The 23669-nt window shown below is 62.5% G+C and carries 23 protein-coding genes and 2 pseudogenes; 5 read left to right on the forward strand and 20 right to left on the reverse strand.

Translation table 11 applies throughout. From position 1 onward, the window contains the following. Nucleotides 1-34 precede the first annotated feature (34 nt). The 14 genes and pseudogenes from V9G19_RS11330 to V9G19_RS11395 form a co-directional block, all read right to left on the reverse strand. Nucleotides 35-160 (reverse strand): annotated as a pseudogene (locus V9G19_RS11330) (sugar ABC transporter ATP-binding protein); the annotation flags it as partial. 87 nt (nucleotides 161-247) lie between these two features. Next, complete coding sequence (locus V9G19_RS11335; RefSeq protein ID WP_462285541.1) at nucleotides 248-493, reverse strand: glycine betaine ABC transporter substrate-binding protein; 246 nt, start codon at nucleotides 491-493, stop codon at nucleotides 248-250. Then, complete coding sequence (locus tag V9G19_RS11340; RefSeq protein WP_462285542.1) at nucleotides 477-941, reverse strand: glycine betaine ABC transporter substrate-binding protein; 465 nt, start codon at nucleotides 939-941, stop codon at nucleotides 477-479. Before V9G19_RS11340 ends, V9G19_RS11335 begins: the two co-directional genes overlap by 17 nt. Next, a pseudogene (locus V9G19_RS11345) lies at nucleotides 892-1242 on the reverse strand (glycine betaine ABC transporter substrate-binding protein); the annotation flags it as partial. The gene V9G19_RS11340 and the pseudogene V9G19_RS11345, both read right to left, overlap by 50 nt. Nucleotides 1243-1428: 186 nt before the next feature. Next, a complete protein-coding gene (locus V9G19_RS11350) occupies nucleotides 1429-1905 on the reverse strand; it encodes an ABC transporter permease (protein WP_462285543.1) in 477 nt (158 codons plus the stop codon). A 23-nt stretch (nucleotides 1906-1928) separates the two neighbouring features. After that, on the reverse strand, nucleotides 1929-2102 hold the full coding sequence (locus V9G19_RS11355; protein WP_462285544.1) for a hypothetical protein: 174 nt from the start codon (nucleotides 2100-2102) through the stop codon (nucleotides 1929-1931). A gap of 94 nt (nucleotides 2103-2196) precedes the next feature. After that, nucleotides 2197-3648: an ABC transporter substrate-binding protein gene (locus V9G19_RS11360; RefSeq protein WP_462285545.1), complete on the reverse strand. Its 1452-nt coding sequence runs from the start codon at nucleotides 3646-3648 to the stop codon at nucleotides 2197-2199. Continuing rightward, entirely contained in the window at nucleotides 3629-5143 is a 1515-nt protein-coding gene (locus V9G19_RS11365; protein WP_462285546.1) for a mechanosensitive ion channel family protein, read from the reverse strand. Before V9G19_RS11365 ends, V9G19_RS11360 begins: the two co-directional genes overlap by 20 nt. A 20-nt stretch (nucleotides 5144-5163) precedes the next feature. After that, complete coding sequence (locus V9G19_RS11370; protein WP_462285547.1) at nucleotides 5164-6315, reverse strand: sugar ABC transporter substrate-binding protein; 1152 nt, start codon at nucleotides 6313-6315, stop codon at nucleotides 5164-5166. Then, nucleotides 6257-7135 (reverse strand): extracellular solute-binding protein, encoded by an 879-nt coding sequence (locus tag V9G19_RS11375; RefSeq protein WP_462285548.1) that lies wholly within the window; start codon nucleotides 7133-7135, stop codon nucleotides 6257-6259. The genes V9G19_RS11370 and V9G19_RS11375 overlap by 59 nt, the downstream gene beginning before the upstream one ends. Next, entirely contained in the window at nucleotides 7122-7529 is a 408-nt protein-coding gene (locus tag V9G19_RS11380; protein WP_462285549.1) for a hypothetical protein, read from the reverse strand. Before V9G19_RS11380 ends, V9G19_RS11375 begins: the two co-directional genes overlap by 14 nt. 8 nt (nucleotides 7530-7537) lie before the next feature. Further along, nucleotides 7538-8287: a hypothetical protein gene (locus tag V9G19_RS11385; protein WP_462285550.1), complete on the reverse strand. Its 750-nt coding sequence runs from the start codon at nucleotides 8285-8287 to the stop codon at nucleotides 7538-7540. Further along, a complete protein-coding gene (locus tag V9G19_RS11390; protein ID WP_462285551.1) occupies nucleotides 8274-8540 on the reverse strand; it encodes a hypothetical protein in 267 nt (88 codons plus the stop codon). Before V9G19_RS11390 ends, V9G19_RS11385 begins: the two co-directional genes overlap by 14 nt. A gap of 107 nt (nucleotides 8541-8647) precedes the next feature. Continuing rightward, the gene (locus V9G19_RS11395; protein WP_462285552.1) at nucleotides 8648-9952 is read right to left on the reverse strand and encodes a BCD family MFS transporter; all 1305 of its coding nucleotides are present in this window, start codon (nucleotides 9950-9952) and stop codon (nucleotides 8648-8650) included. 278 nt (nucleotides 9953-10230) lie between these two features. On the opposite strand from V9G19_RS11395, the gene V9G19_RS11400 reads away from it, so the two are divergent. Continuing rightward, entirely contained in the window at nucleotides 10231-11499 is a 1269-nt protein-coding gene (locus V9G19_RS11400; protein ID WP_462285553.1) for a nucleoside hydrolase, read from the forward strand. 20 nt (nucleotides 11500-11519) lie between these two features. Then, nucleotides 11520-13259 (forward strand): HAD family hydrolase, encoded by a 1740-nt coding sequence (locus V9G19_RS11405; protein WP_462285554.1) that lies wholly within the window; start codon nucleotides 11520-11522, stop codon nucleotides 13257-13259. On the opposite strand, the gene V9G19_RS11410 is transcribed toward V9G19_RS11405, so the two are convergent. The 3 genes from V9G19_RS11410 to V9G19_RS11420 form a co-directional block, all read right to left on the reverse strand. Then, entirely contained in the window at nucleotides 13245-15986 is a 2742-nt protein-coding gene (locus tag V9G19_RS11410) for an ATP-binding protein (protein WP_462285555.1), read from the reverse strand. The two genes, V9G19_RS11405 and V9G19_RS11410, sit on opposite strands and share 15 nt — an antisense overlap. A gap of 335 nt (nucleotides 15987-16321) precedes the next feature. Further along, complete coding sequence (lepB, locus tag V9G19_RS11415; RefSeq protein ID WP_462285556.1) at nucleotides 16322-16909, reverse strand: signal peptidase I; 588 nt, start codon at nucleotides 16907-16909, stop codon at nucleotides 16322-16324. Between the two features lie 204 nt (nucleotides 16910-17113). Next, entirely contained in the window at nucleotides 17114-17632 is a 519-nt protein-coding gene (locus V9G19_RS11420; protein WP_462285557.1) for a YIP1 family protein, read from the reverse strand. 29 nt (nucleotides 17633-17661) lie between these two features. Here V9G19_RS11420 and V9G19_RS11425 point away from each other — a divergent pair, with 29 nt between their 5' ends. From V9G19_RS11425 to V9G19_RS11435, 3 genes are all read left to right on the forward strand, one after another. Then, nucleotides 17662-18003: a hypothetical protein gene (locus V9G19_RS11425; protein WP_462285558.1), complete on the forward strand. Its 342-nt coding sequence runs from the start codon at nucleotides 17662-17664 to the stop codon at nucleotides 18001-18003. 189 nt (nucleotides 18004-18192) lie between these two features. Next, complete coding sequence (locus V9G19_RS11430) at nucleotides 18193-20280, forward strand: glycoside hydrolase family 38 N-terminal domain-containing protein (RefSeq protein WP_462285559.1); 2088 nt, start codon at nucleotides 18193-18195, stop codon at nucleotides 20278-20280. After that, complete coding sequence (locus V9G19_RS11435; RefSeq protein ID WP_462285560.1) at nucleotides 20201-20854, forward strand: glycosyl hydrolase-related protein; 654 nt, start codon at nucleotides 20201-20203, stop codon at nucleotides 20852-20854. Before V9G19_RS11430 ends, V9G19_RS11435 begins: the two co-directional genes overlap by 80 nt. 187 nt (nucleotides 20855-21041) lie before the next feature. Here V9G19_RS11435 and V9G19_RS11440 read toward each other — a convergent pair whose 3' ends face one another. The 3 genes from V9G19_RS11440 to V9G19_RS11450 are packed head-to-tail and all read right to left on the reverse strand — an operon-like array spanning nucleotide 21042 to nucleotide 23654. Continuing rightward, complete coding sequence (locus tag V9G19_RS11440; RefSeq protein ID WP_462285561.1) at nucleotides 21042-22061, reverse strand: glycoside hydrolase family 38 C-terminal domain-containing protein; 1020 nt, start codon at nucleotides 22059-22061, stop codon at nucleotides 21042-21044. Next, complete coding sequence (locus V9G19_RS11445; RefSeq protein ID WP_462286224.1) at nucleotides 22046-22681, reverse strand: hypothetical protein; 636 nt, start codon at nucleotides 22679-22681, stop codon at nucleotides 22046-22048. The genes V9G19_RS11440 and V9G19_RS11445 overlap by 16 nt, the downstream gene beginning before the upstream one ends. Next, nucleotides 22587-23654, reverse strand: a complete 1068-nt coding sequence (locus V9G19_RS11450; protein WP_462285562.1) for a glycoside hydrolase family 38 N-terminal domain-containing protein — start codon at nucleotides 23652-23654, stop codon at nucleotides 22587-22589. Before V9G19_RS11450 ends, V9G19_RS11445 begins: the two co-directional genes overlap by 95 nt. Between the last annotated feature and the right edge of the window lie 15 nt (nucleotides 23655-23669).

Raw genomic sequence — 23669 nt, forward strand, 5'->3', positions numbered from 1 at the left:
GCCGGTTGATCATCTTGAGCAGCGTCGTCTTGCCGCAGCCCGACGGCCCCAGCAGCGTGACAAAGCTGCCCTGCTCCACGGTCAGGCTCACGTCGTCCACAGCCGGCGCGGCAGCCTGGCTGAACTGGCGGCTGACGTGGTCGATGAGGATGGCGCTCATAAAAGAGGAGATTGGGAGATTAAGCGATTATGGGATTAGGCGATTGAGTGCCCGACGGGCCACCTGGCCGCGCAATCTCTCAATCTCCTAATCCCATAATCGCTTTGTTACTGGCCGTTCTCCGCCAGGAACGCGCTCGATCACCTCACCCGGCTCCTTCTTGTCGGGGCCGTCCACCTGGAAGTTCAGGCCGGACATGACGTCGTCGGTGAGCAGCGGCGCCAGGGCGTTGAGTGCATCGGCGATAGCTGGGTTGGCGGCGAGGGTGTCCATGCGCACGACCGGCGCAATGTTGTAGATGGGATAGAAGCTCTTGTCATCCTGCAGCAGCACCAGGTTGTCGCCCTTGATGCGGCTCGTCGGTGCCAAAGGCGACAATGAGATTGACGTCGCCGCTCTGCAGCGCATCGTAGCGCAGGGTGCCGGTGCCCAGCGGCTTGAACTCCTTGAAGTTGGCGAGGAAGCCACCGTAGGCTTCGTCCAGCCCCTGGGTATCGACGCGGTCAGGGAATTCCGCCGGGCCGCCCAGCCGCAAATTGGCGGCATTAGCGGCCACGTCGCTGTAGGTCTTCAGCCCATACTGGTCGGCGATCGCCTGCGTGGTGGCGAAGGCGTTGGTATCGTTGAAGGGCGAGGCGGCGAGCCAGGTCGCCTGGAACTGCGCCTCGTAGCCGGCGCGGCACCGCGTCGAGAATGGCCCCGGCGCTGTCGTAGCGCGCCGTGTCCTTGAGCACCTCCTGCAACCCAGTAGAAGTGTATTCCGGGTAGAGGTCGATGTCACCCTTGAGCAGCGCTTCGTGGGCAATCGGCGTCGCGCCCAGGTTGAACTTGCGCTCCACCTGGAAGCCCGTTTTTTCGAGCACCTGGGCGTAGAGTTCGGCGACCAGAATGGCCTCGGTGAAATCTTTCGAGCCGATCTTGATGGGGCCTGCTGCCGGTGCGGCGGCGGTGTCATCGGACGCTGCCGGTGCAGCCGCCGGGCCACTGACCGATGCACAGCCGGCGACGAGCAGCGCAAATACCAGCAACATTCCCACCAGCAGCGTCAGCATGCTGGAACGACCTTGCGCATTCGATAACATGGTTTTTGTCCTTTCGGTTGAGCCTGTTTCAAGTAGGAAACAATCGAAGCAAACCAATCCTGTCACAAAGCAACAGGAGTTGCGTCTGCCAATAGACAGAGATCAGCGGTAAATGAGCAGCGATAGACCGCGGATTTGCACGGATTTACACGGATAGAAGCAAAAGAAAATCCATGTAAATCCGCCTCATCCGCTTAATCCGCGGTCAATTCCTCCGTGTACCCCAGCAGCCGCGGCGCGCGTTGCAGCATGACGAAGAGCGCCTCTGAGACCAGTGCCAGCAGGGCTACGGCAATCGCGCCGACCAGCATGATCTTTGTGTCGTTGAGCGCAAAGCCGCGCTGTCACATATTCGCCCAGCCCGCCGCCGGCGATGAACGCCGCCAGTGTGGCGCTGGCGATCACCTCCACGGCGGCGATGCGCACGCCGGTCATGATCACCGGGTAGGCCAGCGGCAGTTCGACGCGCAGCAGCGCCTGCCAGGGTGACATGCCGATGCCCAGCGCCGCCTCGCGTGTGGCGGCATCGACGTTGCGCAGACCGGCGTAGGTGTTGACGAGCACGGGCGGGCAGGCCAGCACCGTGAGCGCCACCAGCGACGGCCAGAAACCCAGCCCCAGGTAGGGCAGGGCCAGGAAGAGAGTGACCAGGCTGGGCAGCACGCGGAGGCTGTTGAAGAAATTGATTACTGGTTGGGCGATGCGCCCGCGGTGGGCGATGACGCTGCGCTAGCGGCAGGCAGATCGCCACGGCAATGGCCAGCGCGGGCCAGACTCAGCACCAGATGCTGGCCTAGCAACCGGAGGAAGCGCTCTTGGTCTTGCAGGAAATAGTTCCAGGTTTCTGTGAGCAGCGCCATGCCAATGATTGTGCCACAAAATGGGGACTGCGCCGATCGGGGGAATGAGGTGAGCCTGGACTTGATATGTCTACGCAGAATAAAAGCCACCTGCTTACTGCGCAAAGAGTGCGTTCACCTGGTCGTTCGCCGCCGGCAATACGCTGGCTGGGTCAGCTTCCCCGCGCAGGATCGCCTCAATCACGGGCTGCATGATGGCGACAATTTCGGTGGCGTGCTCTGTCACCGGGAAGAAAAAGAGGCCGTCCTCCTCCAGCACCTGCGCCGTGTACGCACTCACGTCGATGCCTTGTGCGGCGTAGTGCGCGATCATCCGGTCAACGCCAGATTGCAGCGCCGGAAACGTCACCGCATGGTCGCCGACGGTCAACTGGCAGGCGACGGAACCCAGGTGCTGCACCCAGAGCCAGGCCTCCTCAGGATGGGCCGTGCCCGACCAGATGGAATCCGCCAGCCCATTGAACATGCTCTTGCGCCCCTGGGGGCCGACCGGCAGCCGGGCAAAGCCAACCTCGAACGGGGCATCGTTCACATATTGGCTGATCATCCAAGAACCGTCGGCGATCACCGCCGCCTTGCCCTCCAGAAACAACTGGCGCCCATCCTGCTCGGCAATCTGGGCGAAGGGCGTGTGAAAACCTTGCTCGTTGATCAGGCGCTGATACCACGCCAGCGTTGCGATCAGCGTCGGGTCGTCATAATGGTAGCGGTCGGCATACAGATAGTCGATGAACCGGAAACCATTACTGGCGGCAAGATAGCTCCACTGCTGGTGGCCGTAGGCGCCGCCGCCATCGCTGTCGGCCATGGTCAGGCCATAGTGGGCAACGTGCTGCGCGTCGAAGGTGGGACTGAGGGCGTTGGCGCCCGCCGTGTCCACCGTCAAGCGCGCCAGCATCTGCTCGAAGGAACCGCCGTCGTCCGGGTTCCAGTCAAGCGCGTTCATCTCTGCCGCCGTGACGCCAGCCGCGTCCAGCAACTGCTTGTTATAGACCAGGGCGATGGCGTCCCAGTCCTTCGGGAGACCGAACCGCTGCCCGGCGCGTATCCACAGGCGCGGCAGCCGGCGCAGGTAGATCGTGTCGTCGATGCCGTCACGTTCCACCAGGGGCTGGATGTCGACCAGATGGCCGCCAGCCGCCAGGTCGGGCAGGCGCGTCGTGTGATTGACAAAGACATCCGGCCCGGCAGTGGCGGCCAGGTCGGCCGCCAATTTATCCCAGTATTCCGGCCAGTCCGTTTGTTCGATGACCACGGTGATGTGCGGATGCTGCGCCATGAACTGCTCAGCGCAGGCGGCATAGGCCGGCGCCTGCCGTGCATCCCAGAAGGCGTAACGCAGGGTGACCGGCGCGGGCGTCGGCGTTGCCGCCGCCGTTGCTGCGGCAGGCGGGGCGCTGGTCGGCGGACCTGCCTGCACAGGAATTGGCGCCGGCAGGTCAGGGGTCGTGCAGCCCGCCAGCATGGCGCCAAACATGACAAACGCCAGCCCCACCAGGGTGCGGGGGCGGGCGAACCAACGGCGTCTATGGAATATCGTCTTCATGCGACCACGCCTCCGTTTGCCCGGCAGCGACCGCAGCGCCATCCCCTGCCGGTGGCAACAGGCCACTGCGGATGTGCAGATCTTGCTGCGGATAAGGAATTTCGATTCCGTTCGCCTTGAGGACATCCCAGATACCCATGCGCAGTTCTGCGGTCACCTTGCCCTTGATCCTGGCGTCGTCCACCCACGCCAACACGACGAAATCCACGCTGGAGGCGCCGAAATCGACCAACGGCGCCGCGGGTGATGGCTCGTGCAGAACATCCGGGTGCGCCCTGGCGGTTTCGATCAACAGCTTCTGCACAAAGTGGGGATCGGCATCATAACTGACGCCGACGGGTACGCGCGCCCGCACGCGCCGGCTGTTGCGCGTGTAGGTTGTCACGATCGAATTAAGCCAATTCTGGTTGGGCACGATGTACTCGACATTGTCGGCAGTGCGGACGATCGTGGAGCGGATGCTGAGCTTGTCAACCACGCCCTCGGCGCCGGAGACCTCGACCATGTCACCCGGGCGCACCGAACCTTCAAAGAGCAGAATGATGCCGCCCAGGAAGTTCTTCAACACATCCTGAAGCGCAAAGCCGACGCCGATGGAGAGACCACCGGTGATCGCCGCAATCGTCGTCGTGTTGAACTCAAGGAGTTGGAGGACGCCGAAGAGACCGAGGGCAATCAGGCCATATTGCACCAGCGTCAACGCTGCATCCAGCGAGCCGGTATTGACGTTGGTCTGCCGGCCAAAGAAGGCCGCGACCAGATCCTTGAGCAGGCTGACGCCCATAATCCAGAAATAGAAGCCAACGGTGGCAACAAAGATCGACCCCAGCGTCAACCATGTGTTTTCCACTTGAAAGACCGTGGCCGCGGCCAGTGTGTCGATGTCGGTGATGGTATTGGCGATGAGCAGCAGCACGAACACCCCGAAGAGGGGGCCGAAAAGGCGCTGGTGGTAATAATGCACGCGGCCAGGGCTGCCAAAGGCGTACGCCAATCCCAAGGCCAGGCGAAAGACAAAATAGATGACGAACAGGGTGATCAGGTTGACGAGCAGACCGCTGTACCAGTCCTGCGCCACAAAGTAGACATACAAACCATAGAGAAAGAGAACGGCCAGCACCGGAAAGACAAGCTGCACGACCAGCAGCGAGAAACGACTGCCGGCGCCCAGCCGCTTGTCAACAGCCTTGTTCAATGCGTCTTCGTCGAGCGGCGGTGCACCGCCCGCGCCATCGTCGTCGGCATCGGCGTCGGCGGCAACTTCCGTGCACAGGCGGGCCTGTTCCTCGGCAACCATCAACGTGCGCAGCCGTCGCCGGTGCACGGCCTGACGGCGCCGCAGCGCACCGACGATCCAGCGCGCCAGCAGCCAGGCCAGCAGCACGGCGCCGGCTGCGGCCAGCAACTGCATCTGCACGGCAGGCCGGCCCAGCAGTTTGATGAGGCTTAGCCAGAAGTTGACGAACACGTGGAATACGGTCGGTGCGGTATCCATGCCCTGCTCCTTTGGCTCACCTATTTGCCGGTGGTGGCAGCGTGTACAGCTTCGACGAATGCTGGCACGGCGACGGTCGGGTCCGCACCCGTGCCAAGCACGTCGCGGTAGAGTTGATCGCCGAGGTCCTCCAGCAGCACGAAATTGCTGTTCTCGACTACCAGCGCGGCTGCTTTTGCCTGCTCGCGGAAACTTTCAAGATTCGGATAGTCGGTCAGGTCCACCGTAACACTGGCCGTGACGTGGCTTTCGGTGGGCAGGAAACGCTCCTGGCTTTCAGGCAAATTGATGAACTGGCCAAAAGCCAATGCCACGTCGATCGCCAGCGTGCTTGCATTGCCGTTGATCATGGTGCCCTGCACCTGCAACATGGGGCTGCCCGGCCCTACCGGGCCATTGGGCAGGGGTGTTACCTGGAAGTTGTCAAGGCCGACTGTCTGGCGCAGCCGCGGCAGTGACCAAGGGCCACTCACCAGGTAGGCGGCCTCCTCATAGGCGAAAGCATCTTCCGCCGCACCAAAGTCAAAATAGAGTTCGACGCCCGGCATAGGATCGACGTGCTGCAAAGCCTGGAGCCAGGCGACAAGACCTGCCGACTCCAGAATTTTGCCGGAGTAGCTGTCGAAGGTGAAGCCGCCGAAGGGATCCATGCCCCAATAACCCCAGAAGAAACCCACCGGCAGCGCCAGGCGCTGGGTGGCGCTGACGCCTAGCGCCAACATCTGCACGTCGATGGGTGGTTCGCTCACGGCAGTGTTGTTGTAAAAGAGCGCCAGCACCGTGACCGATTCTGGAATGCCGTACAGCCGCCCACGGTAGCGCATGGTCGCGACTGTGTTGGGCATGAACTGCTGGAGAAAACGGGGCGCCACCCGCTCGGTCAGGTCCAGCAACAGACCTTCCTCGGCCAGCGGCGCCATCCACCGGCTAGACTCGAAGAGCACGTCCGGGCCGCCGCCTGCCCGCGCGGCGGCGGCAAACCGGTCGGCAATCTCGTCGTAGGGCGCCTGGGCGATGTCGATCTTGGCGCCGGGACAGGTCGCCTCGAACCGGCGCGCCAGTTCCTCGAAGACGCGTGCCTCGTCGGCGTGCAGCGCGTGCCAGATGATGATGCTACCCGGCTGCCTGGGACAGAGTTCTGCCGGTTCGATGACGCGCGGGCTCCATCCCATAGGTTGCATTAAAGGCTGCTGTGGCCTGCTCGACCATTTTGCGCGGGGTCAGAATCCCGTCGCTGACCTGGCGATAGTTGTCGAAGAAACCCGTGGTCCCGGCGTTCAAGTCTTTCCAAAGCTGGCGATTGGCATAGAGGATCGGCTCCACGGAGCGCGTCTGGCGCGCCACGGTGAGCGTGTCGGCCGGCAGGCTGGGGGTCAGGCGGATCTGGCTGTTGACCGGCACGCTGCCCAGATTCTCGGTTGCCATGAAGAGTTGGTTCTGCGCGCCACCCAGAAACTGGGCAAGATCGAGCGCCAGGCTGAATTCAGCCTCGCTGGCAACCTGGCTGAAGGCCAGAGCATCGAGCCCCAGGAAAGGTCGCGGCACGCCGCCATTGGGGCCGGATGGCAGCAGGGCAACGCCGAGCTTGTCGGCGCCTATCGCCGCTGACAGATCGGGGATCTCATCTGAATCGGCCACGTAGTAGGCAGCTTTGCCGTCGATGAAGGCTTGTTGCAGCACTGCCGGGTCAGCGTCGAGCATGAAGCCGGGCATAGCGCGGGCGGCGGCAAGAAAATCGAGCCAGTTGGTGAAGCCGCCCAGCCCAAAGAGCAGGCGCCCGCGGCTGTCGATAATCCCGCCATCATAGGCGCCGACACCCCAGTAAGAATCGACAAAACGCGTGCCCTGGGCGAAGGTCTCGCCGGCGGCGACGCGGTCCAACAACTCGGCAATCGTCGTCGGCGGTGTCTGCGCCAGGTCCTTGTTGTAGTAGAGCACCTCGGTGTGGCCGGAGAAGGGCAAGGCGTAGAGGTGATCGTCATCGGCGACCATGCGCACCGGCCGTGGCCAGGTAGCTGGAGAGATCGAGATCCAGCGGCGCCAGATCGCGGATCAGGTCACGTTCGGTCAATTCGTAGATGATGCCGGCGTCGGCGAGGATCAGGTCGGGGCCAAGGCCACCTTTGCTGCGATCGGCGAAGCGGTCGACAAACGCGGCGGCATCCGTACCGATGCTGATGATCTCGATGCCTGGATTGAGTTCCTGATACCTGGCGAGCATCTTGTCCAGGGCGCCACCCTCGGCGCCGGTCCAGGTGTGCCAGAGCAGGATGCGGCCAGTGCGGGGCGCTTCCTCCGCCGGTTCAGCCGGCAGTCCGGCGCTGCAAGCCACAGCCAGGAGCATGACCGTGCAGAGCCACAGCAGTTGCCAAAAGCGATTCAACATGGGGCGCCTCATTTACTATCGATCCGCACATCGCGCCGGCCATACACCACCTGCTGGCTGCTGACCAGCCACGGGTGCGGCGGGCCGGCAGGACTGCTGCGCAGGATGCGCCGCCACCAACGGTTGGCGGTCACGTTGCTGGCGACCACCGCCTCACTGTAGGGAGCGCCGGCAAGCCAACGGCGCAGAAAGACGGAGAGGCTCGGTTCTGGGAACCAGTTGACGCCGAAAGCGCCGTTGACGACCTGGGCGCCCAATGCCAGCCAGGTCGGCGCCAGCGTGACGCCGTAGCAGTTCAGCCCGTAGACCATGCGCAAAGCGAGCGCTGTCGGGTCGGCGGCACAGCGTGCCAGCAGAGGCGCAAAAGTCTCGGCGCCGACGGTGTGCTGCCCGCGATGGCCGACCAGCATGCCGGCGTGGCCGTGCACCAGCAGGAGCACATCGACGGTATGGGTGCGGCTGACCGCGAGCAGCGCGGCGGCCAGCTCCGGCCCCGTTGCCCGCGCATCTTCCAGAATGATGACACGGTCATAGCGGCGATAGGCGCCGTAGAGTTGCAGCAGAATCTTGGCGTACTCTTCGGTGAGAAAATCGACGGACGCCATGACCCAGCGGGGCAGGCGCAACGACGCCACGTGACCGACGTTTTCGAGGAAGACGACCAGCGCCAGCGGTTTCGGCGCTGACAACAATGAGCCGGGCTGGTGTGCGCCCGGCTCATTCAGGTCTGGTTGCAGCAGTGGTTCAGTTATCGGCATCGCCAGCGGTGACGCGCACCTTGAAATTCTCGGTGAACGGCTCTATGCCGCTGGCGAGTTTGTTCCAGGTGCTGGACAGGAAGATGGTGCGCGCCTTGTCCAGGTCATCGAGTTCCCCGCCGCCGAGGATTTCCGGCGAGTTGCCCCAGACCGTGTACCAGAGATCAGAGAACTGAAACCCCAGGCGCGCCAGCCCAGGCGCCAGCTTGTTCACCAGGTAATCCTGGCATTCCTGTTCTTTGCCCTGCAGCATGTCGTAGCTAATGATAACTTTTACCATAATCGCCTCCTGTTGCTCTATGCGAGTGTATCATAGCCACAACATGCTGCTGCAAGCAAGTTTCCGAAGCGGGTTGTCTTTCAGTCGCCGGCGATGGCCAGTACGTCCGGCAAACTAACCGCTGCCTCCTCTTGGAACTCCGCCACGCTGATGGTGCGGAAGATGAGCATGGCGACAACCAGGCCGGCAATCTCCAACCCAAAGACGATCACGTAGCCAAAAATGGCGCTGCCCGTGACGTTGTAGGCCACGTCGCGGATCAGCCCGCTGGAGATGTTGCCGAGCGACTGGCCGGCGAAGTTGGCGACGCCCCAGGCGCCCATGTAGAGACCCGCCGCGCCGGTCACCGTCATATCGAGCATGAAGCTCAAATTGCTGACCGTCATCAGCCCGCCGCCCAGACCCAGGACAAAGACGGCCACTAAAAACAGATTGACTTGTTGCAGCAGTCCGGTCACGATGATTGCGCCAAAGCCGATGGCTGCCACCACCGCACCGATGTTGGCGGCGCGCTTCTTGCCGGCGCGGCGCACCAGCGGCAGCCCACCGACCATCGTCAGCAGCACGCCGACGCCCCAGATTGCCGTCAGCCGTGAGGTGGCGGAAACAGACATGCCGAGCACCTCGGCGCCATACGGCTCCAGCAGCACATCCTGGGCGTGGATGCTGATCAGCACCAACAGCAGATAGACAAAGAAGCGCTGCGCAGTGGCATTATTGGCCAGCGCCCGCAGTGCTGTCGCCGGATTGTCGGCGCTGTTCTGCCGCGCCTGGTCCGGTGCGGCCGGTTCGATGCCAGCGGCGCCGAAGATGACAAAGAAGGTGGCAATGAACCAGATCACGCCGAAGGCCGTGTAGAGCGCCGCCTCGCTGAACGGGTCGAGTATGCGCGACAGGCCGATGCTGGTGACGATGGTGGTGAGGATCATGGTTGTGAACATGATGCTGACCGTGCGGCTGCGCCAGCCGGTATGGCCCTGGCTCTCTTCGCTAAGCAGCGAGAGGTAGCTGACCGAAGCGACGTTGACGCCCACGCCCCAGACTGTAAAGGTAAGCAGCGCCGCGGCCACCCCCAGCGCGTAGTTATCGGGAATCAAGAAGACCGCATGTGCGGCGGCATAGCAGCCGAACGAGGCCATCAACCCGCCGAGCAGAATCCACGGCGAGCGGTGGTAGCCCCAAACCGGACGATGGTCAGCCCAGTTGCCGACCAGGATCTGCAGCGGCGAGAGCAGATAGGGCATGGCCACCAGGAAGCCGACCAGCAGCGCTGAAAGCTGCATATCGGCAATCATGATACGGTTGAGTGTGCTGCTGATCGGCACCGCCGTAATCGCAACGCCGACGTGGACCAAGGTAAATTGGATGACTTTGCGCCAGTTCATGGGCCATACTCTAGCATAGATTTACATAGATTCAAACCCGAATGAGTATGTGGCGAAGTCCACCTCGTCGTGTTCTCCTAAGCCTACATTTGTCGGATGATCTCTATACAGATTGCTGGTAATATTAACCTTACGAATCGTTATGTATCCACCATTATTTATTGCTTGCTTTCAAAGCGTGACTGTTCGGATTATATTGTATACTCCAGACTCGTTGCTTGTCCTTCACCTGGGTTTCTATGTCAGATTTCGTTCGGCAGTTATGAAAGGATTACACAATGTCGCTTCATCGCACTCTCATTGATCGTGTAACCCGTGTACTCGCCATTGTGTTGGCTGTGGCTCCACTCGCGCTCTTCCTGTTCTCCCCAAGCGCCTACGCCCAGGAGCCACCCGACGAACCGGGCGTGCCAATCCCGCCTGTGAACCTGCCCTTTCTCCGCACGCTTCCCGTTACGGCGCCCCCTGAACACGCCAGCGCCAATGGGAATCAGCGGCACAACAGCGTTCCGCTTCAACTCCTGGTTGACACCGATCCAGGCGTTGACGATGCCATCGCCCTGACATGGCTGCTCAGTCAGAGAAAGGTTCCCGTGCAACTGCTCGGCGTTGTGACCGTGGCGGGCAACACCGACGTCTATAACGCCACCAACAATGTGCTCAACGTGCTGACGCGGCTGCAAATAGGCGATGTGCCCGTGGTCGTGGGTGCAGCGATGCCGATCACGCAAACGTTAAGCAAGACCAGTTGGTTCATCCATGGTCCAGACGGGCTTTGGTTCCACGGGGCAAATAGCCCGATATTTCCCAACGGTGTGTCGTCATACGATGCAGTCACATTCTATTGCACCACCATTGCCGCGCACCCCGGGGCGACGCTGCTTGCACTGGGGCCGCTAACGAACGTTGCCAATGCCATCAGATCCTGCCCACCGGGTACGATGGAGACGCTGGGCAGTGTCATCGTGTTGGGTGGCGCCAAGTTCGGTGGCAACAAAACGCCGGTCGCGGAATTCAATTTCTGGCAAGATCCGGAAGCGGCGCACATCGTGCTTTCCGCCGGTCTGCCGCTGAACATCGTCCCGCTGGATTCGTTCACTACACCCACCGTCGATCTCAAGGATGTCGAAAAACTCTTCGGCAGCCGCAATCCGGCAGTCAGTTTCCTGGCGCCGGCGCTGCAACAGTATGTCACCGTCCAGTTGCAAAACACAGGCAAAGCGACGATCCCCGATGCCGTGGCCGCGGCCTACACCCTCGATCCGGGGATTGGTACGGCGCAGGAAGCCCTGGTCAAGATGGTTTTGGAGCCGGGCCAGACGCGTGGCGCGTCGGTGGTGGGGATAAGCTTCTCGGAGCGTATATCGATGATCGCCGACGATGCCGAACTGAGTGCACTAGCCGCGAGCGCTTTCACTGTTCCTGGTTTCAACCTGGATGCCGCACTCGGCACAATCTATGTGCGGGAACCTGCCAATGCATTCATCGTGACCGGAACATCCAAGAAGTTGCTCACCAAGCTCATCTTGCCCGACTTGCGCAAATAACAAGCCATGATCACCCAAGCATGATCACCCAAGAAGCAAGGTCGCCAATGACTTCTTCACTGTCGCCACGTGAGCGAACTGAACAACAAGATGGCATTCACCCCTTCAACGGCGGCAGGCTGGCGCGCGCCAGCCTGCCGCAGACGGCGCCGGCAGGGCACCGCACATTCAACATGCCCGACCCGACGATGACGCTGGACGAATTCCTGGCTGCGCCACGCAGTGAGGTCATGCGGGTGGCGCCGGCAACGATGGTCTACGCAGCATCGGGCACGCGACGCCAGGCCGCGCTGGCCGGGATTGACGCCGATAGTGACGCCTATGTCATGTGGTCGCATGTGCAAGCACTCAATGCCGTGCAACTGCTCTTTGACCACGGCGTTCGCCACGTCTTTACGCTGCTTGCCGGGCCAGGCCAGTTCAACGAGGTCGGCGCCTACCGCGCGCGATTGCTGGACTGGATCGACTGGGGCATTGCCAGCCGGGAAGCCCTGGCAGAATTCCGCCGGCGCAACTGGCGGGTGCGCCTGCTGTGCGACGAAGGCATTCCGCAGCTTGACCGGGCGCAGCGCGCGCTGGCAGCCACGACCGGCGCGGTCACGGTGTGGTTTCAGGTCATCCCCGATGCGGAAGCACCGTGGCGCTGGATGTTCCAGGCAATAGAACGCTGCCACCCGCACAGCCGGGCGGAGCTGGTGACGGCGCTCTACGGCGAAAAAGTGCCGCTGGTGAGCCTCTACCTTGCCTTCGGCAAACCGACGATAGCACCGGAATTGCTCCCGCCATTGTTGACGGGCGACGTACAGTGCTACTGGTCGCAGCGGCCAGGGTACGCATTGAGCGAGGACGAACTGCGGCGGATTCTGTACGACTACGCGTTTTTGCGCCCGACCTGGCAGGCCGACAAAACCGGCCGCTGCCGAAGCAGCGCTGGCCAATGCCGATGTCTGGCAGAACGGGTCAATTCTCGGCCTCGGACAGCGGCTTGGTCCCTTCTGGTATCCGCAGCCCTTCGCCGCGCCACAGCCTGCTGGCGATCCCTGTCTGCAAGCTCCGTGCACGGAAGGGAACTGGCAAGAACGTGTATGGTCATCCGCGCCGTAGTCTTTGACCGCGATGGGGTGTTGACCTACTTCGACGTAGCCGCGGCGACCGACTATCTGCGTCAGGCGCCGCCGCTGACACCCTATGATCTATTGCAGCAATGGGAAATGCACGGGCGCGAGTACGGCTTTCCAACGTCGCTCGCCCAGGAAACAGAGTTCTTTCGCACCTACTGGCCGCGCGTGTTCACGGCATACGCGATCCCGCCGGCGCGGCAAGCAGCGCTTTATGCCATGCGCTACACCGACTACGTGCGCGCCTTCCCCGATACACGGATGACGCTGGCGGAACTGCACGCAGCCGGGCTGCGTATCGGGGTGCTTTCCAACTTCTCGCTGGCCAGCCTCGACGACTCACTGGAGGCTGCCGGGCTTGGCGCATGGATCGACGCCACCGCAGCGGCCACGGTCATTGGCGCCTCCAAGCCGGAGGCAGCAGCCTATCATGCGATCCTGGAGCGGTTAGGGGTGACCGCCGCCGAGACGCTCTTTTTTGACGACGAACCGGTCTGCGTAGCGGGTGCGCAACAAGTTGGCATGCACGCCTTTCATGTCGACCGCCGCCGCACGCAATGCGACTTGTCGGCGCGCATCGTCACGAGTGTGGCCGACGCACCGGCAGCCATCGCGTGGCTGCGCGCATCACGCATTGGGTGATGCGGCGGATGACGACAGGTGTCGCGAGAGCGCCGCTGATATCTGCTCTATGCCAGCGGGCTTCGCAAGAAACCCATCCATGCCGGCATCGGCACATGCCTGCTGATCCTCGTCGGTCACGGCCGCTGTCATGGCAAGAATGATCGGGCGGGCCGCAAGGTGTGTCATCGCCCGGATGGCACGGGTGGCGGCCAACCCATCCATCACCGGCATCTGCAAGTCCATGAACACCAGGTCGAAACATTGATTGCCAAAGGCGTCCACGGCCAATTGTCCGTCGGCGGCGAGGTCCGGCTGATAGCCAAGTTTGCCCAGGATCCGCAGCAGCACCTTCTGATTGACCAGGTTATCCTCGACGACAAGAATGCGCGCCGGGTGCGTAACGGCGAAGGGCGTATCGCTCTGAGCCGTCGGCGGCGCCAGGGCCGCCAGCTTTGGCGCCAGCAAACGCTCCAGGGCGCCGGCCAACTCGCGCGGCTTCACGGGCTTGAAGAGAAATTCGCAACGTTCCACCCCCGCGGTGTGCGCCCTGAACTGAATGTCGCTGACAGTGGCATAGAAAAGCAGGGCCAGATTTGGTCGGTCCTTACGCAGGGCGCTAATCAGACCGGGCAGATCGATGTCAGCCGCGGACAGCACAATGATCAGCAGATCGATCGGTTCGGGGTGTTGCAAGTCTGGCAGCGGGTGCATGATTGATCCGAGCGTGCTGACCTGCATCTGCCAGGTGCGCAGATAGTTCTGCAAGATCTCCCGCCCGACGGCATTGGGTTCAAAAATCGCCACCCGTCTTCCAGCAAATTGCTGGAGAGTTGAGGACGTCGCTCCATCGTCAGGGTTCACGCCGAGCCGGAGCGTCGTATGGAAGATCGAGCCGGCATGTTCGCGGCTTTCAACCCAGATCCTGCCGCCCATCTGCTCGCTGATCTGTTTGCAGATGGCCAGCCCCAGCCCCGTGCCGCCGTGGCTGCGCGTATAAGATGTGTCCACCTGGCTGAAAGAACGAAAGATCAGGTCGATCTTGTCCGCCGGAATACCAATGCCCGTATCGCGCACGGTGATGTGCAGGTTGGCGGTGCGCATGTCGGCGGGGTGATGGCTGCCATCACCCCACTGCTCGGAACGGTCCGGTGCTGTGTCCGGCTCGACGCTCACCGTCACTGCGATCTCACCTTCCGTCGTAAATTTGACCGCGTTAGAGAGCAGATTGACCAGAACTTGCCGCAGGCGCTGTTGGTCGCCAATCACCGCGGCCGGCACGTCAGGTGCAAATTGGTACAGAAGTTCCAGCCGTTTTTCGCTGGCTGCGGCTACGATCACATCGAGGGCATCTTCGACGCACCGGCGCAGGTCAAAAGGTTCGCTGCGCAGTTGCGCGGTGCCTGCGGCCAACTTAGAAAAGTCGAGAATATCGCTGATGATGGCGAGCATGCTGCGCGAACTCTGCTGCACGGTGTCCACAAAATCGCGCTGCTCGGTGGTCAGCGGCGTACCCAGCAACAGGTCGGTCATGCCAATGACGCCGTTCATCGGCGTGCGGATTTCGTGGCTGATATTGGCGAGAAACTCACTCTTGGCCCTGTCTGCTGCTTCAGCCTGTTCCTTGGCTGCGCGCAACTCTGCTTCGCGCGCTTTGAGCGCCGTGATGTCGGTCAGGGTAATCAACAACAGACCACGCTGGTAGGATTCCTCATGTGATAACGCCGTCGCGTGGCTTTGCAGCCATATTGTGTCGCCATCGTTGTCCAGCAGCCGAAACTCGATACTCGGCGGGAATGCGCTGGCATCTGGCAGCGCCTGCCAATGCTCCTGCACCAATGCCCGGTCTTCTGGCACGATCAGGGGAAGCACCTCAGCCACACTGGCAAAGTGCGCGGCAGTGTGGCCAAAGAGCGTGTCGCGATTGGTGTATGTCCACCTGTTTGTCGCCGTGTCCAGGATGAAGATGAAGTCCGGCGAGCGCTCTGCCAGCGAGCGGAAGCGCTGCTCACTGCGGTTGCGTTCGGCGATCTCGATGCGCAACTGTCGATTGGCCTCATCCAGTTGCGCGGTGCGCTGCTGGACCCGATGCTCCAACTCGTCGCGCGCCTCTTCTAGCTGCGCCTGGCTCCGTGTCAACTCGGCGTTGCGCTGCGCCAATTCGTTGGCAGCCACGCGTGCCTGTTCTGCGCTGGTTTCGCTTTCGCGCAGCGTCAGGCGCAGCATGACCGTGTTGATCGCAATCGCCAGTATCACAGCTATGAAATAGTCAAACCCGGCCTGACTCTCACTTTGCGCGGGCAGCAACTGCAGCCATTCAAGCAAATAGAGTAACGTGAGGGTAATCAGGCTGATGCCCGCGTAGCGCGTCATCATCTTGCGACCGAGCAGCAAACCTGCCACGGGACTAAGCACGATCAACCCCATTGTATTGGGGGCATAGATAGAACCGTAGACAAAAACAGTAGGGTAGATACTGGCTGCAAATAGCAGCAGAGTCGTCAGGTGAGCAGCCGGTGTGACATGACCCTGGCGGGTCAACCAGAGTATGAAAAGGCACAGGAGCAGAACGGCAAGATCGACGGCAAACAGTACGGTCTTGACGCCCGTGGCACTTTTGCTGAAGACCAGCGACACCGCCAGCGCTGCAACCCCGGCAATAAAAATGCAGTTCGCCACGTACAGCACGTAGATTCTGCGTTGTTGGATCGGCGCCGCGCCGTCAGGCGCCTGCAGTGCCTTGCGCAATATTGCCCGCATCGTTGCCCGCTCACCTCAATCCACCTTGCAACCACGACAATGAACAACGGGGACCTGGCACATGGCCAAAGCGCAACGAACGATACGCAGTTGTTGCATTAGCAGAGACCCTCCGGAGGCTGCGCAAAACCATCGCGCACTGTCCGCAGGCAACACAATCATAGCATAGATTCTGGTTGAACAAACCGGGCAAGGTCCCAGAGCGTCTACACCAGGGCTTACGCAGGGATCCGGGGGATATGGGCATCTTGCCGGCAGCGACCAAGATGTTCGCACTCCCAGCCGCACAGGTCCTGCAGCGGGGCACGCATACCGTCACCCGGCTAGAACAAAGCGGCGTTGTCTAGCGGCCAGTAGCGGAGCCAGACGCGACCCATGATCTGGTCGCGCGTGATGGGGCCAAAGGAACGGCTGTCGTTGCTATTGCCGCGGTTATCGCCGAGCACGAAATAGGAGAGTGGCCCCAGCGTCAACGGGGGCATGTCGTACTCGACTGTGTCGTGCGCAAAAGGCTCGTAGAGCGGCGCGTCGTTGACATAGACGACGCCGCGCTGGATTTCCACCTGTTCGCCGGGCAGCGCCACGATGCGTTTGACCAGCATCTCCTCCATCGACGGCATGTCCACCACGACGATGTCGCCGCGTGCCGGAGCGCGCACGCGATAGCTGAGCTTGTCGACAATCAGTCGCTCGTTTTGATGGAGATTTGGCTCCATGCTCTGACCGAAAACAATGGTCGCCTGGGCCAGGAAGAGGTGGACAATCAAGGCCAGCACCAGTGCCGGCGCTATAATCTGCAAGGCCTCCTGGACGGCGGTGCGCAGCGCGTCCCAGAAGCCGGCATTCTCTTGCGGCTGGGGCTGATTTTCTGGCGGCCCGGCAGGAGCCGGCGTCAAATCATAGTCGGACATGGGCAACTGCATACCTGCTGAACATTGCGCCCAGTATAACCAGTTCGTCGGAAGCTGTCCAACCGCGGCCCTGCCAGCCGCCGGCTAGATAACAGGAGTTCTTTGACGCAGAGGAACTGCATAGCGCCGTCCGCAGTGGCAAGCGTGACTTTCTGGCAGGGGCGCGGCATGTCGCGCCCCTGCCAGAAAGTCACGCCTCACAGATTACTGGGAGTTGCTCAGTGACAGCGCCAAACCGGCAATGCCGAAGATGAAACACATGGCCAGCACAATCACCACCAGCAGCGGGATCAAGATTACCATGATCGCGCGCCCGCTGGAGAGCTGATGTTCGACCTTGACGGCAAAGTAGGAGAGCACCAGCATGTAGATGCCGATCAGCGGCGTGACACAGCCGGCCAGTGGAATCAGCGACAGCAACGTCATCAGGATGCCCAAAGGTGCGTTGAAGGCGGCGCTCAGGTAGGCCAGGCGGCCATACTCGCCGGTTCCACCCAACAGCTTGGCGATCAGGTGGTAGATGCCCACGCCGATCAGGAACCAGACCGGAATCCACAGAATGTTGGCCAGGCTGGAGAGACCGGCGCCCGCAGCCAGATTGCCTGGCAGGAAGCGCAACGCCTGCTCCGCCTGCGCCATCTCTTCGGGCGACAGATTCAACTGGTTGAGCATGGAAGGCAAGGCGCTTTGCATCGTGCCGGCGAAGATGAACGACGAAATCAAGCCGGCGATCGCAGCAGACGGCGCCGTAGATGGCCATCCAGATCACGGCGGTTGCAACGGTGGCGTTGGGCTTCTGGCGCAGGTCGGCAAAGGTCGCGTCGCTTGGACTGGTGGATGCTTTGAGCCAGGTCTGCCATATTTCCGAGAAGTTCATGTTGTCCCTCCGTTTGCTACTGTTTGCGCGCCCGCTGGCGGCCGATGACTGCCCCAAACGCCATACCGAGAATGATCCCGATCACGATTCCGACGATGATGTTGTTGATGGCGACCCCGATGGCGACGCCCACAGCCACCCCGACGCCCAGGCCGATGCCGATGGGGCTGCGCTTGATATCGGGCGGTGGTTTGTTGGCGGGCGGCTGGCTGGGTGAGTTGCTCATGGTCATGCCTCCTTGTCTGCTGTCAATGGCTTCATAATGGTTGCGCTGTATCCTGGCTGCGCGATAATAGCTCACTCACGCGCAATCAGTGCCTACATCATGCAAGTGTAGCAGGGTGAACCCGATTGCGCTAGGGGTTATTTTCAAACCACCACCATTCGTTATTCCAGGAGAGCGCCAGTGGCACGTATTGAGACACTCTATTTTATCCATCACAGCCACACCGACATCGGCTACACCCACGACCAGCCGATCGTCTTCGATCTGCATGAACGTTTCATCTCACAGGCGCTGGCGCTGGCCGAACGCCATGCCGGCAGCGACAGCGACGGCGCGTTTCGATGGACGGTGGAGAACACCTATGTCCTGCTGCGCTGGCTGGAACATGCCAGCCCAAGCGAGATCGCGCGCTTCCAGGCAATGGAAAAGGCGGGGCGGATCGAAGTCACAGGCATGTTCGCCAACCTTACACCCCTGCTCGACGCCGACCAGTTGATCGAGACCTTCGCACCGCTGCGCACCCTGCGCGATGATTACGGCTTCACCATTACGTCCGCCATGAATTGCGATGTCAACGGCGAATCGTGGTCTTTGCCCGACCTGTTGCTGGACGCCGGCATCGAAGGCTTCACGATGGCGATCAACACCCATTTCGGCGGCGCACCGCTGGCGCGCCCGGATCTCTTCCACTGGCAGGGGCCGAGCGGTCGCACTGTGCTGGCCTACAGCGGCTGGCCCTATGACCAGGGCTGGCGCTACGGCATTGGCCGCAGCCACGACGATTTCGAGCAAGTCTGGTGGCCGCGCGTGCTGGCACGCCTGGACGAAATCGACTATCCGCTGCCGGTGGTCATGGTGCAGAGCTACCACCCGTTCGGCGACAACGGGTCGGCCTTCGACGGCTTTGTCGCCTGGATCGACGCGTGGAACGCCCAGGGCAAGACGCCGCACATCAAGTTCGCCACCCCGCGCCAGTGGTGGGCGGCGGTCAAGCCCTATGCGCAGCAACTGCCCGTCTACAGCGGGGACTGGACCGATTACTGGAACTTCGGCTGCGGCAGCAGTGCGCGCGAACAGACCATCAACCGCCAGAGCCGCGCCCGGCTGCGCAATGCCGACGCGTTCGCGGCGGCGATGCTGGCCACCGACGCGCCGCCGTCCGCCGACCCCTGGCTGGCGCGCAGCCTCGCCCTGCATCGGACGGAAGCCTGGGACAATCTCCACCTCTGGGATGAACATACCTGGGGCGCGGACCTCGCCGTTTCCCAACCGGACAGCGAGGACACGGCGAGCCAGTGGAACGCCAAGGCCGGCTTTGCCTACAAAGCGCGCAGTTTGAGCCTCATGCTGCAACGCGACGCCCTTGCTGCGCTGGCCCGACGCGTCGGCGGCGCCAAACCGGAAGACTTGCTGCTGGTGAATCCACTGCCCTGGCCGCAGACAATGACCTTCACCGCGCCCGGCCATCTGCTCAAGCCGCGCGGTACGGCCGACGACACGACGGCGGGGCGTCACTTCCAGGACCGCCGGACCAAGGAGGTGGGGCGCCATGTCTTTGCCAGTGACGATCCGGCAGCCGTGCAGACCATCATTCCGCCGACCACGGTGCCCGCCTTCGGCTATGTAGTCGTGGAGCGCGCCGCGTTGGCCGAGTTTGCGCCGGCGGCGCACACCAGCGAAGCGGCCGTCGTCGCGACCGCACGCCACCGGCTCGTGTTCGACCGCGAGCAGGGCGGCGTCGTTTCCTGGCAGGATCGCGCGCTCAACCACGAGTGGGTGGATGCCACGGCCGGTTACCCCATCAACGGCTTCGTCCACGAAGAAGTCGCAGACCGCGACACGCTGCCACCGCGCCATCGCCTCTTCCACATGAAATGGGATTCGGAGCAGGTCGAACGGGCACGCGGCTGGAAACCTGATTGGCGCGCCCGCCGCCGCACACCGACGACGGTGGTCAGCCACCGCGTCTGTCACACGCCGCTGGGCATCGAAGTCGTACAGGTGCTGAACGGCGCCTGGCATTGCTTCGCCGCTGACCCAGACCGTCTTCCTGCCCAACTACGCCGACTGGGTGGAATTCCGCGCGCAGTGGCGCATGGGGCTGGACGATCACCCGGAAGCAACCTACCTGCTCTTCCCGTTCAATCTGCCCGGCGCGCAAGCCCGGCTGGATCTCGGCCCGCAGGCGATGCGCGTCGAAGCCGACCAGATTCCCGGCGTCTGCCGCGACTATTTCACGGTGCAGAACTGGGTGGACTTCTCCAATGAACAGATGGGCGTCACGGTGGCAACGCCGGAAAACCCCATGGTCCAGCTTGGCGGTTTTCATTTCGCCGCCAACCAATCCACCTTCGAACTGGAACGGCCCATGTTGCTGGGTTGGGTGACCAACACCTACTGGGAGACCAACTTCCGCTCCCACCAACCGGGGCTGGTGACGGCGCGCTACCGGGTGCAACCCCACGCCGGCGCCTTCGACGAGAGCCAGGCGCATCGCACGGGCCTGGAGGCAATGTACGACGCGCCGCTGTTCCAGCACATGGGAGAGGAGTCAGACGCGCGCTCTTGGCCGGCCAGCGGTTCGCTGCTGGCCTTGCCGCAGCCGCCTGTGATGGTCTTGCATGTAAAGCCGGCCACCGGCAATCAACTCTATGTGCGGCTGCTCAACGCCAGCGATACGGAACAAGTGGCAACGGTCGGGTCCGGCCTGCTGCGGATTACGGCTGCCGCCACCTGCGATATGCTGGAACGCGTCGAAGGCGAAGCGCCGGTGCAGGATGGCGCGGTCAGCCTGTCGCTGGCGCCGCGGCGTGTGGCAACGCTGCTGCTGACCGTTGCGTGAACGGGTTTGTATGCCTGACTGTTCGGGCATACAAACTTTGGGGACACGAATTGCACGAATTCTGACGAATTGAAACCGAAGACTCGTGTGCATCCGTCAAAATTCGTGACAAAGGTGAAGGGTCACTGCTTGAGGGGGTGCGAGGGTGTATTCATCACCCTCGCACCCCCTCACCCCTTATGTACGGTTACGCCGGCACGATCCGGAACGTGGCGATCTCATACGGGCGGACGGCATAGCTCACCGTGTTGCCGGCGACGGCCAGCTCGGCCTGCGCCTCTTCCAGCAGGTTCGTGCGCCAGGCCGCGCGCACAGGGAAGCCCGCCGTCACCTTGATCTCACCGCGGCGGCGCTGGCTTTCGTAGAGCCGGACGATCACGCCATTGCCATCTTCCGCCTGCTTCACCGTCTCGATGACGACATTGGACGCGTCCACCGCCACCAGACTGCCGTCTGCCATCGGCGCGCTGGAACCGGTCGTCCCGGCGACCTGGCGCACCAGCAGCGGGTCGTTCAAGGCGTAGGCTGCGGCCACGGTGCCCTCGTTCCAGCGCCCGCGATGGGGCAGCAGGCTGTAGGCAAAGCGATGCTGGCCCAGGTCGGCGGTGGGGTCGGGCATCCCCGGCCCGCGCAGCAGGCTGAGCCGGATCACGTTGTCCTTGATGTCGTGGCCATACTTGCAGTCGTTGAGCAGACTGACGCCGTAGTCGCCTTCGCTCAGGTCCACCCACTTCTGCGCGCAGGTCTCGAAGCGCGCCCAGTCCCAACTGGTGTTGCGGTGGGTGGGGCGCTCGGTGTTGCCCCACTGAATCTCGTAGGTGGCGGCCGGGGTGAAGACATCCACGGGGAAGGCCACTTTGAGGAAGATGTGGCGGTCCTGCCAGTCGATGTCGGTCGTCACGTCGATCTGCGCGCGGTTGTAGGCCAGGGCGATGCGCTGCACATAGCTGCTGTTGAGAATGCGCCGGCGAATCTCCACCGCGGCGTGCAGCGGGCCACTTTCCACGACGGTGATCGCATCCGCCGGCTCGGCCAGCCAGCACTTGTCGCCCAGGTAGATGTCCACATCCCACGCATCCCAGTTCAGGGGCCGGTCCTCGAACGCCTGGAACTGGTTGGCGATAGCGCCGGCGGGCAGCACCTCACGGCCATTCGCCTTGTCGAAGATGCGCGTGATGTCGCCCGCCGCGTTCAGCTCGACCCGCACCAGGTCGTTTTCCAGCAGGTCCAGCGTCGGCGATCAGCCCGGTGGGTAGTGCAGCATTGGCGCTCGCACCAGTGGCCCAGCGCCAGCGCGGTAACCGAGTACGGTTCGAGCAGCCCGGCGTCGATCCAGACACCGTCCGCCGTGGCCTGGGCCGTCACTGGCTGGCCGCCACGGGTGAGTTGTTGGCCGACCGGCAGTGAGCCGGGCATGAAGGCCAGATCGCGGCGCGCATAGCTGCCCGGGTTGACGATCATCACAGCCGCGCCAGCAGGCGCCACCGCGGCGATGGCGCCGTCGATCACCTCCGCTGCCATGCTGCGCACCTCGGCATATTGCTCCTGCGACTCCACGTAGACCGGCCCAATGCTGCTGCCGGGGATGATGTCGTGGAACTGGTTGAGGCAGACGAGTTCCCAGGCTTTGTTGAGCGTGGCCTGCGGATAGGCGTAGCCGCCGGCTAATGCGGCCAGCGTCGCCAGGAATTCGGCGTCGTGGAGCAGGAACTCGCTCTTGCGGTTGGCGCGTTTATTGCGGCTCTGCGTGGTGTAGGTGCCGCGGTGCAGTTCCAGATAAAGCTCGCCGTTCCAGGTGGGCAGGCTGGCGCCGGACTCCGCTTCCAGCGTCTGGTAGAACTCCTTGACCGAGCCGTTGCGCATGTGCGGCAGCGCTGGGAAATCGCCGCATGGCTTCGATGTTTTCCAGCATCTCGCGCGTCGGGCCGCCGCCGCCATCACCATAACCGAAGGCCATCAGCAGCGTCTGTTGATGTTCCTTTTGCAGGAAGTTGGTCCACGTGCCCAGGTTTTGTTCTGGCGTGGCCATCGCATTGTAGGTGCTGGCGTAGGCGCCGAAGTCGGGCGTGGTGCTGAAGTGGGTGAGCACCTTGGTGCCGTCCAACCCCTGCCACCAGAAGGAGTCGTAGGGCAGGCGGTTGTACTGGCTCCAGCCGATCTTGATGGTGAAGAAATACTCCAGCCCCGCCTCCTTGATCAACTGCGGCAGATTCCAGGCATAGCCGAAAACGTCGGGCAGCCAGAGCACCGGCGATTCCACGTCTGCGCCGAAGTGCTGGCGAAAGAAGTTGCGGCCCAGCAAGAACTGGCGCGCCAGCGATTCGGAGCCGCTCAGGTTGCAGTCCGCCTCGACCCACATGCCGCCGATGGGTTCCCAGCGCCCTTCCTGGATGCGCGCCTTGATGGCGTCGAACAGGGCCGGGTAGTCCTGACGTACATAATCGTATAGCTGCGGTTGGCTCTGGGTGAAATGATAATTCGGGAATTGCTCCATCAGCCGCATCACGGTATGGAAGGTGCGACCGGCCTTGCGCCGGGTCTGGCCCAGCGTCCACTTCCAGGCAACATCGATGTGGGCGTGACCGGATCCGATCACTTCGACGCCGAGCGCCGGGCCGGCTTTGGCGATGCCGGCGGCCAGCGCCGCATGGGCGGCGGGCACGCTGGCGTAGAAGCCAGCGCCGAACGGCTCGCGCGTGTCCAGCACCTTGAACGCGGCGTCGAGCGCGTTGAGCAGCGCCCCCTTGGCCGGCTCGTTGTCGTCGATGATATTGGCGGTCTCCAGTGCGACCCGCGCCATGCACCAAAAAGTCGC

Source organism: Nostocoides sp. (assembly GCF_037045025.1).
Taxonomy (GTDB): Bacteria; Actinomycetota; Actinomycetes; order Actinomycetales; family Dermatophilaceae; genus Nostocoides_A.

What these genes read in the sequence shown, in the direction of transcription:
- V9G19_RS11425 (WP_462285558.1), top strand. Translation starts at nt 17,662, where the DNA reads ATGGCCATCCAGATCACGGCGGTTGCAACGGTGGCGTTGGGCTTCTGG.
- V9G19_RS11450 (WP_462285562.1), bottom strand. Translation starts at nt 23,654, where the DNA reads ATGGCGCGGGTCGCACTGGAGACCGCCAATATCATCGACGACAACGAG.
- V9G19_RS11405 (WP_462285554.1), top strand. Translation starts at nt 11,520, where the DNA reads ATGATCACCCAAGAAGCAAGGTCGCCAATGACTTCTTCACTGTCGCCA.
- V9G19_RS11365 (WP_462285546.1), bottom strand. Translation starts at nt 5,143, where the DNA reads ATGGATACCGCACCGACCGTATTCCACGTGTTCGTCAACTTCTGGCTA.
- V9G19_RS11395 (WP_462285552.1), bottom strand. Translation starts at nt 9,952, where the DNA reads ATGAACTGGCGCAAAGTCATCCAATTTACCTTGGTCCACGTCGGCGTT.
- lepB (WP_462285556.1), bottom strand. Translation starts at nt 16,909, where the DNA reads ATGTCCGACTATGATTTGACGCCGGCTCCTGCCGGGCCGCCAGAAAAT.
- V9G19_RS11355 (WP_462285544.1), bottom strand. Translation starts at nt 2,102, where the DNA reads ATGGCGCTGCTCACAGAAACCTGGAACTATTTCCTGCAAGACCAAGAG.
- V9G19_RS11375 (WP_462285548.1), bottom strand. Translation starts at nt 7,135, where the DNA reads ATGGTCGCCGATGACGATCACCTCTACGCCTTGCCCTTCTCCGGCCAC.
- V9G19_RS11380 (WP_462285549.1), bottom strand. Translation starts at nt 7,529, where the DNA reads ATGTTGAATCGCTTTTGGCAACTGCTGTGGCTCTGCACGGTCATGCTC.
- V9G19_RS11400 (WP_462285553.1), top strand. Translation starts at nt 10,231, where the DNA reads ATGTCGCTTCATCGCACTCTCATTGATCGTGTAACCCGTGTACTCGCC.
- V9G19_RS11385 (WP_462285550.1), bottom strand. Translation starts at nt 8,287, where the DNA reads ATGCCGATAACTGAACCACTGCTGCAACCAGACCTGAATGAGCCGGGC.
- V9G19_RS11360 (WP_462285545.1), bottom strand. Translation starts at nt 3,648, where the DNA reads ATGAAGACGATATTCCATAGACGCCGTTGGTTCGCCCGCCCCCGCACC.
- V9G19_RS11370 (WP_462285547.1), bottom strand. Translation starts at nt 6,315, where the DNA reads ATGGGATGGAGCCCGCGCGTCATCGAACCGGCAGAACTCTGTCCCAGG.
- V9G19_RS11390 (WP_462285551.1), bottom strand. Translation starts at nt 8,540, where the DNA reads ATGCTGCAGGGCAAAGAACAGGAATGCCAGGATTACCTGGTGAACAAG.
- V9G19_RS11435 (WP_462285560.1), top strand. Translation starts at nt 20,201, where the DNA reads ATGCGCGTCGAAGCCGACCAGATTCCCGGCGTCTGCCGCGACTATTTC.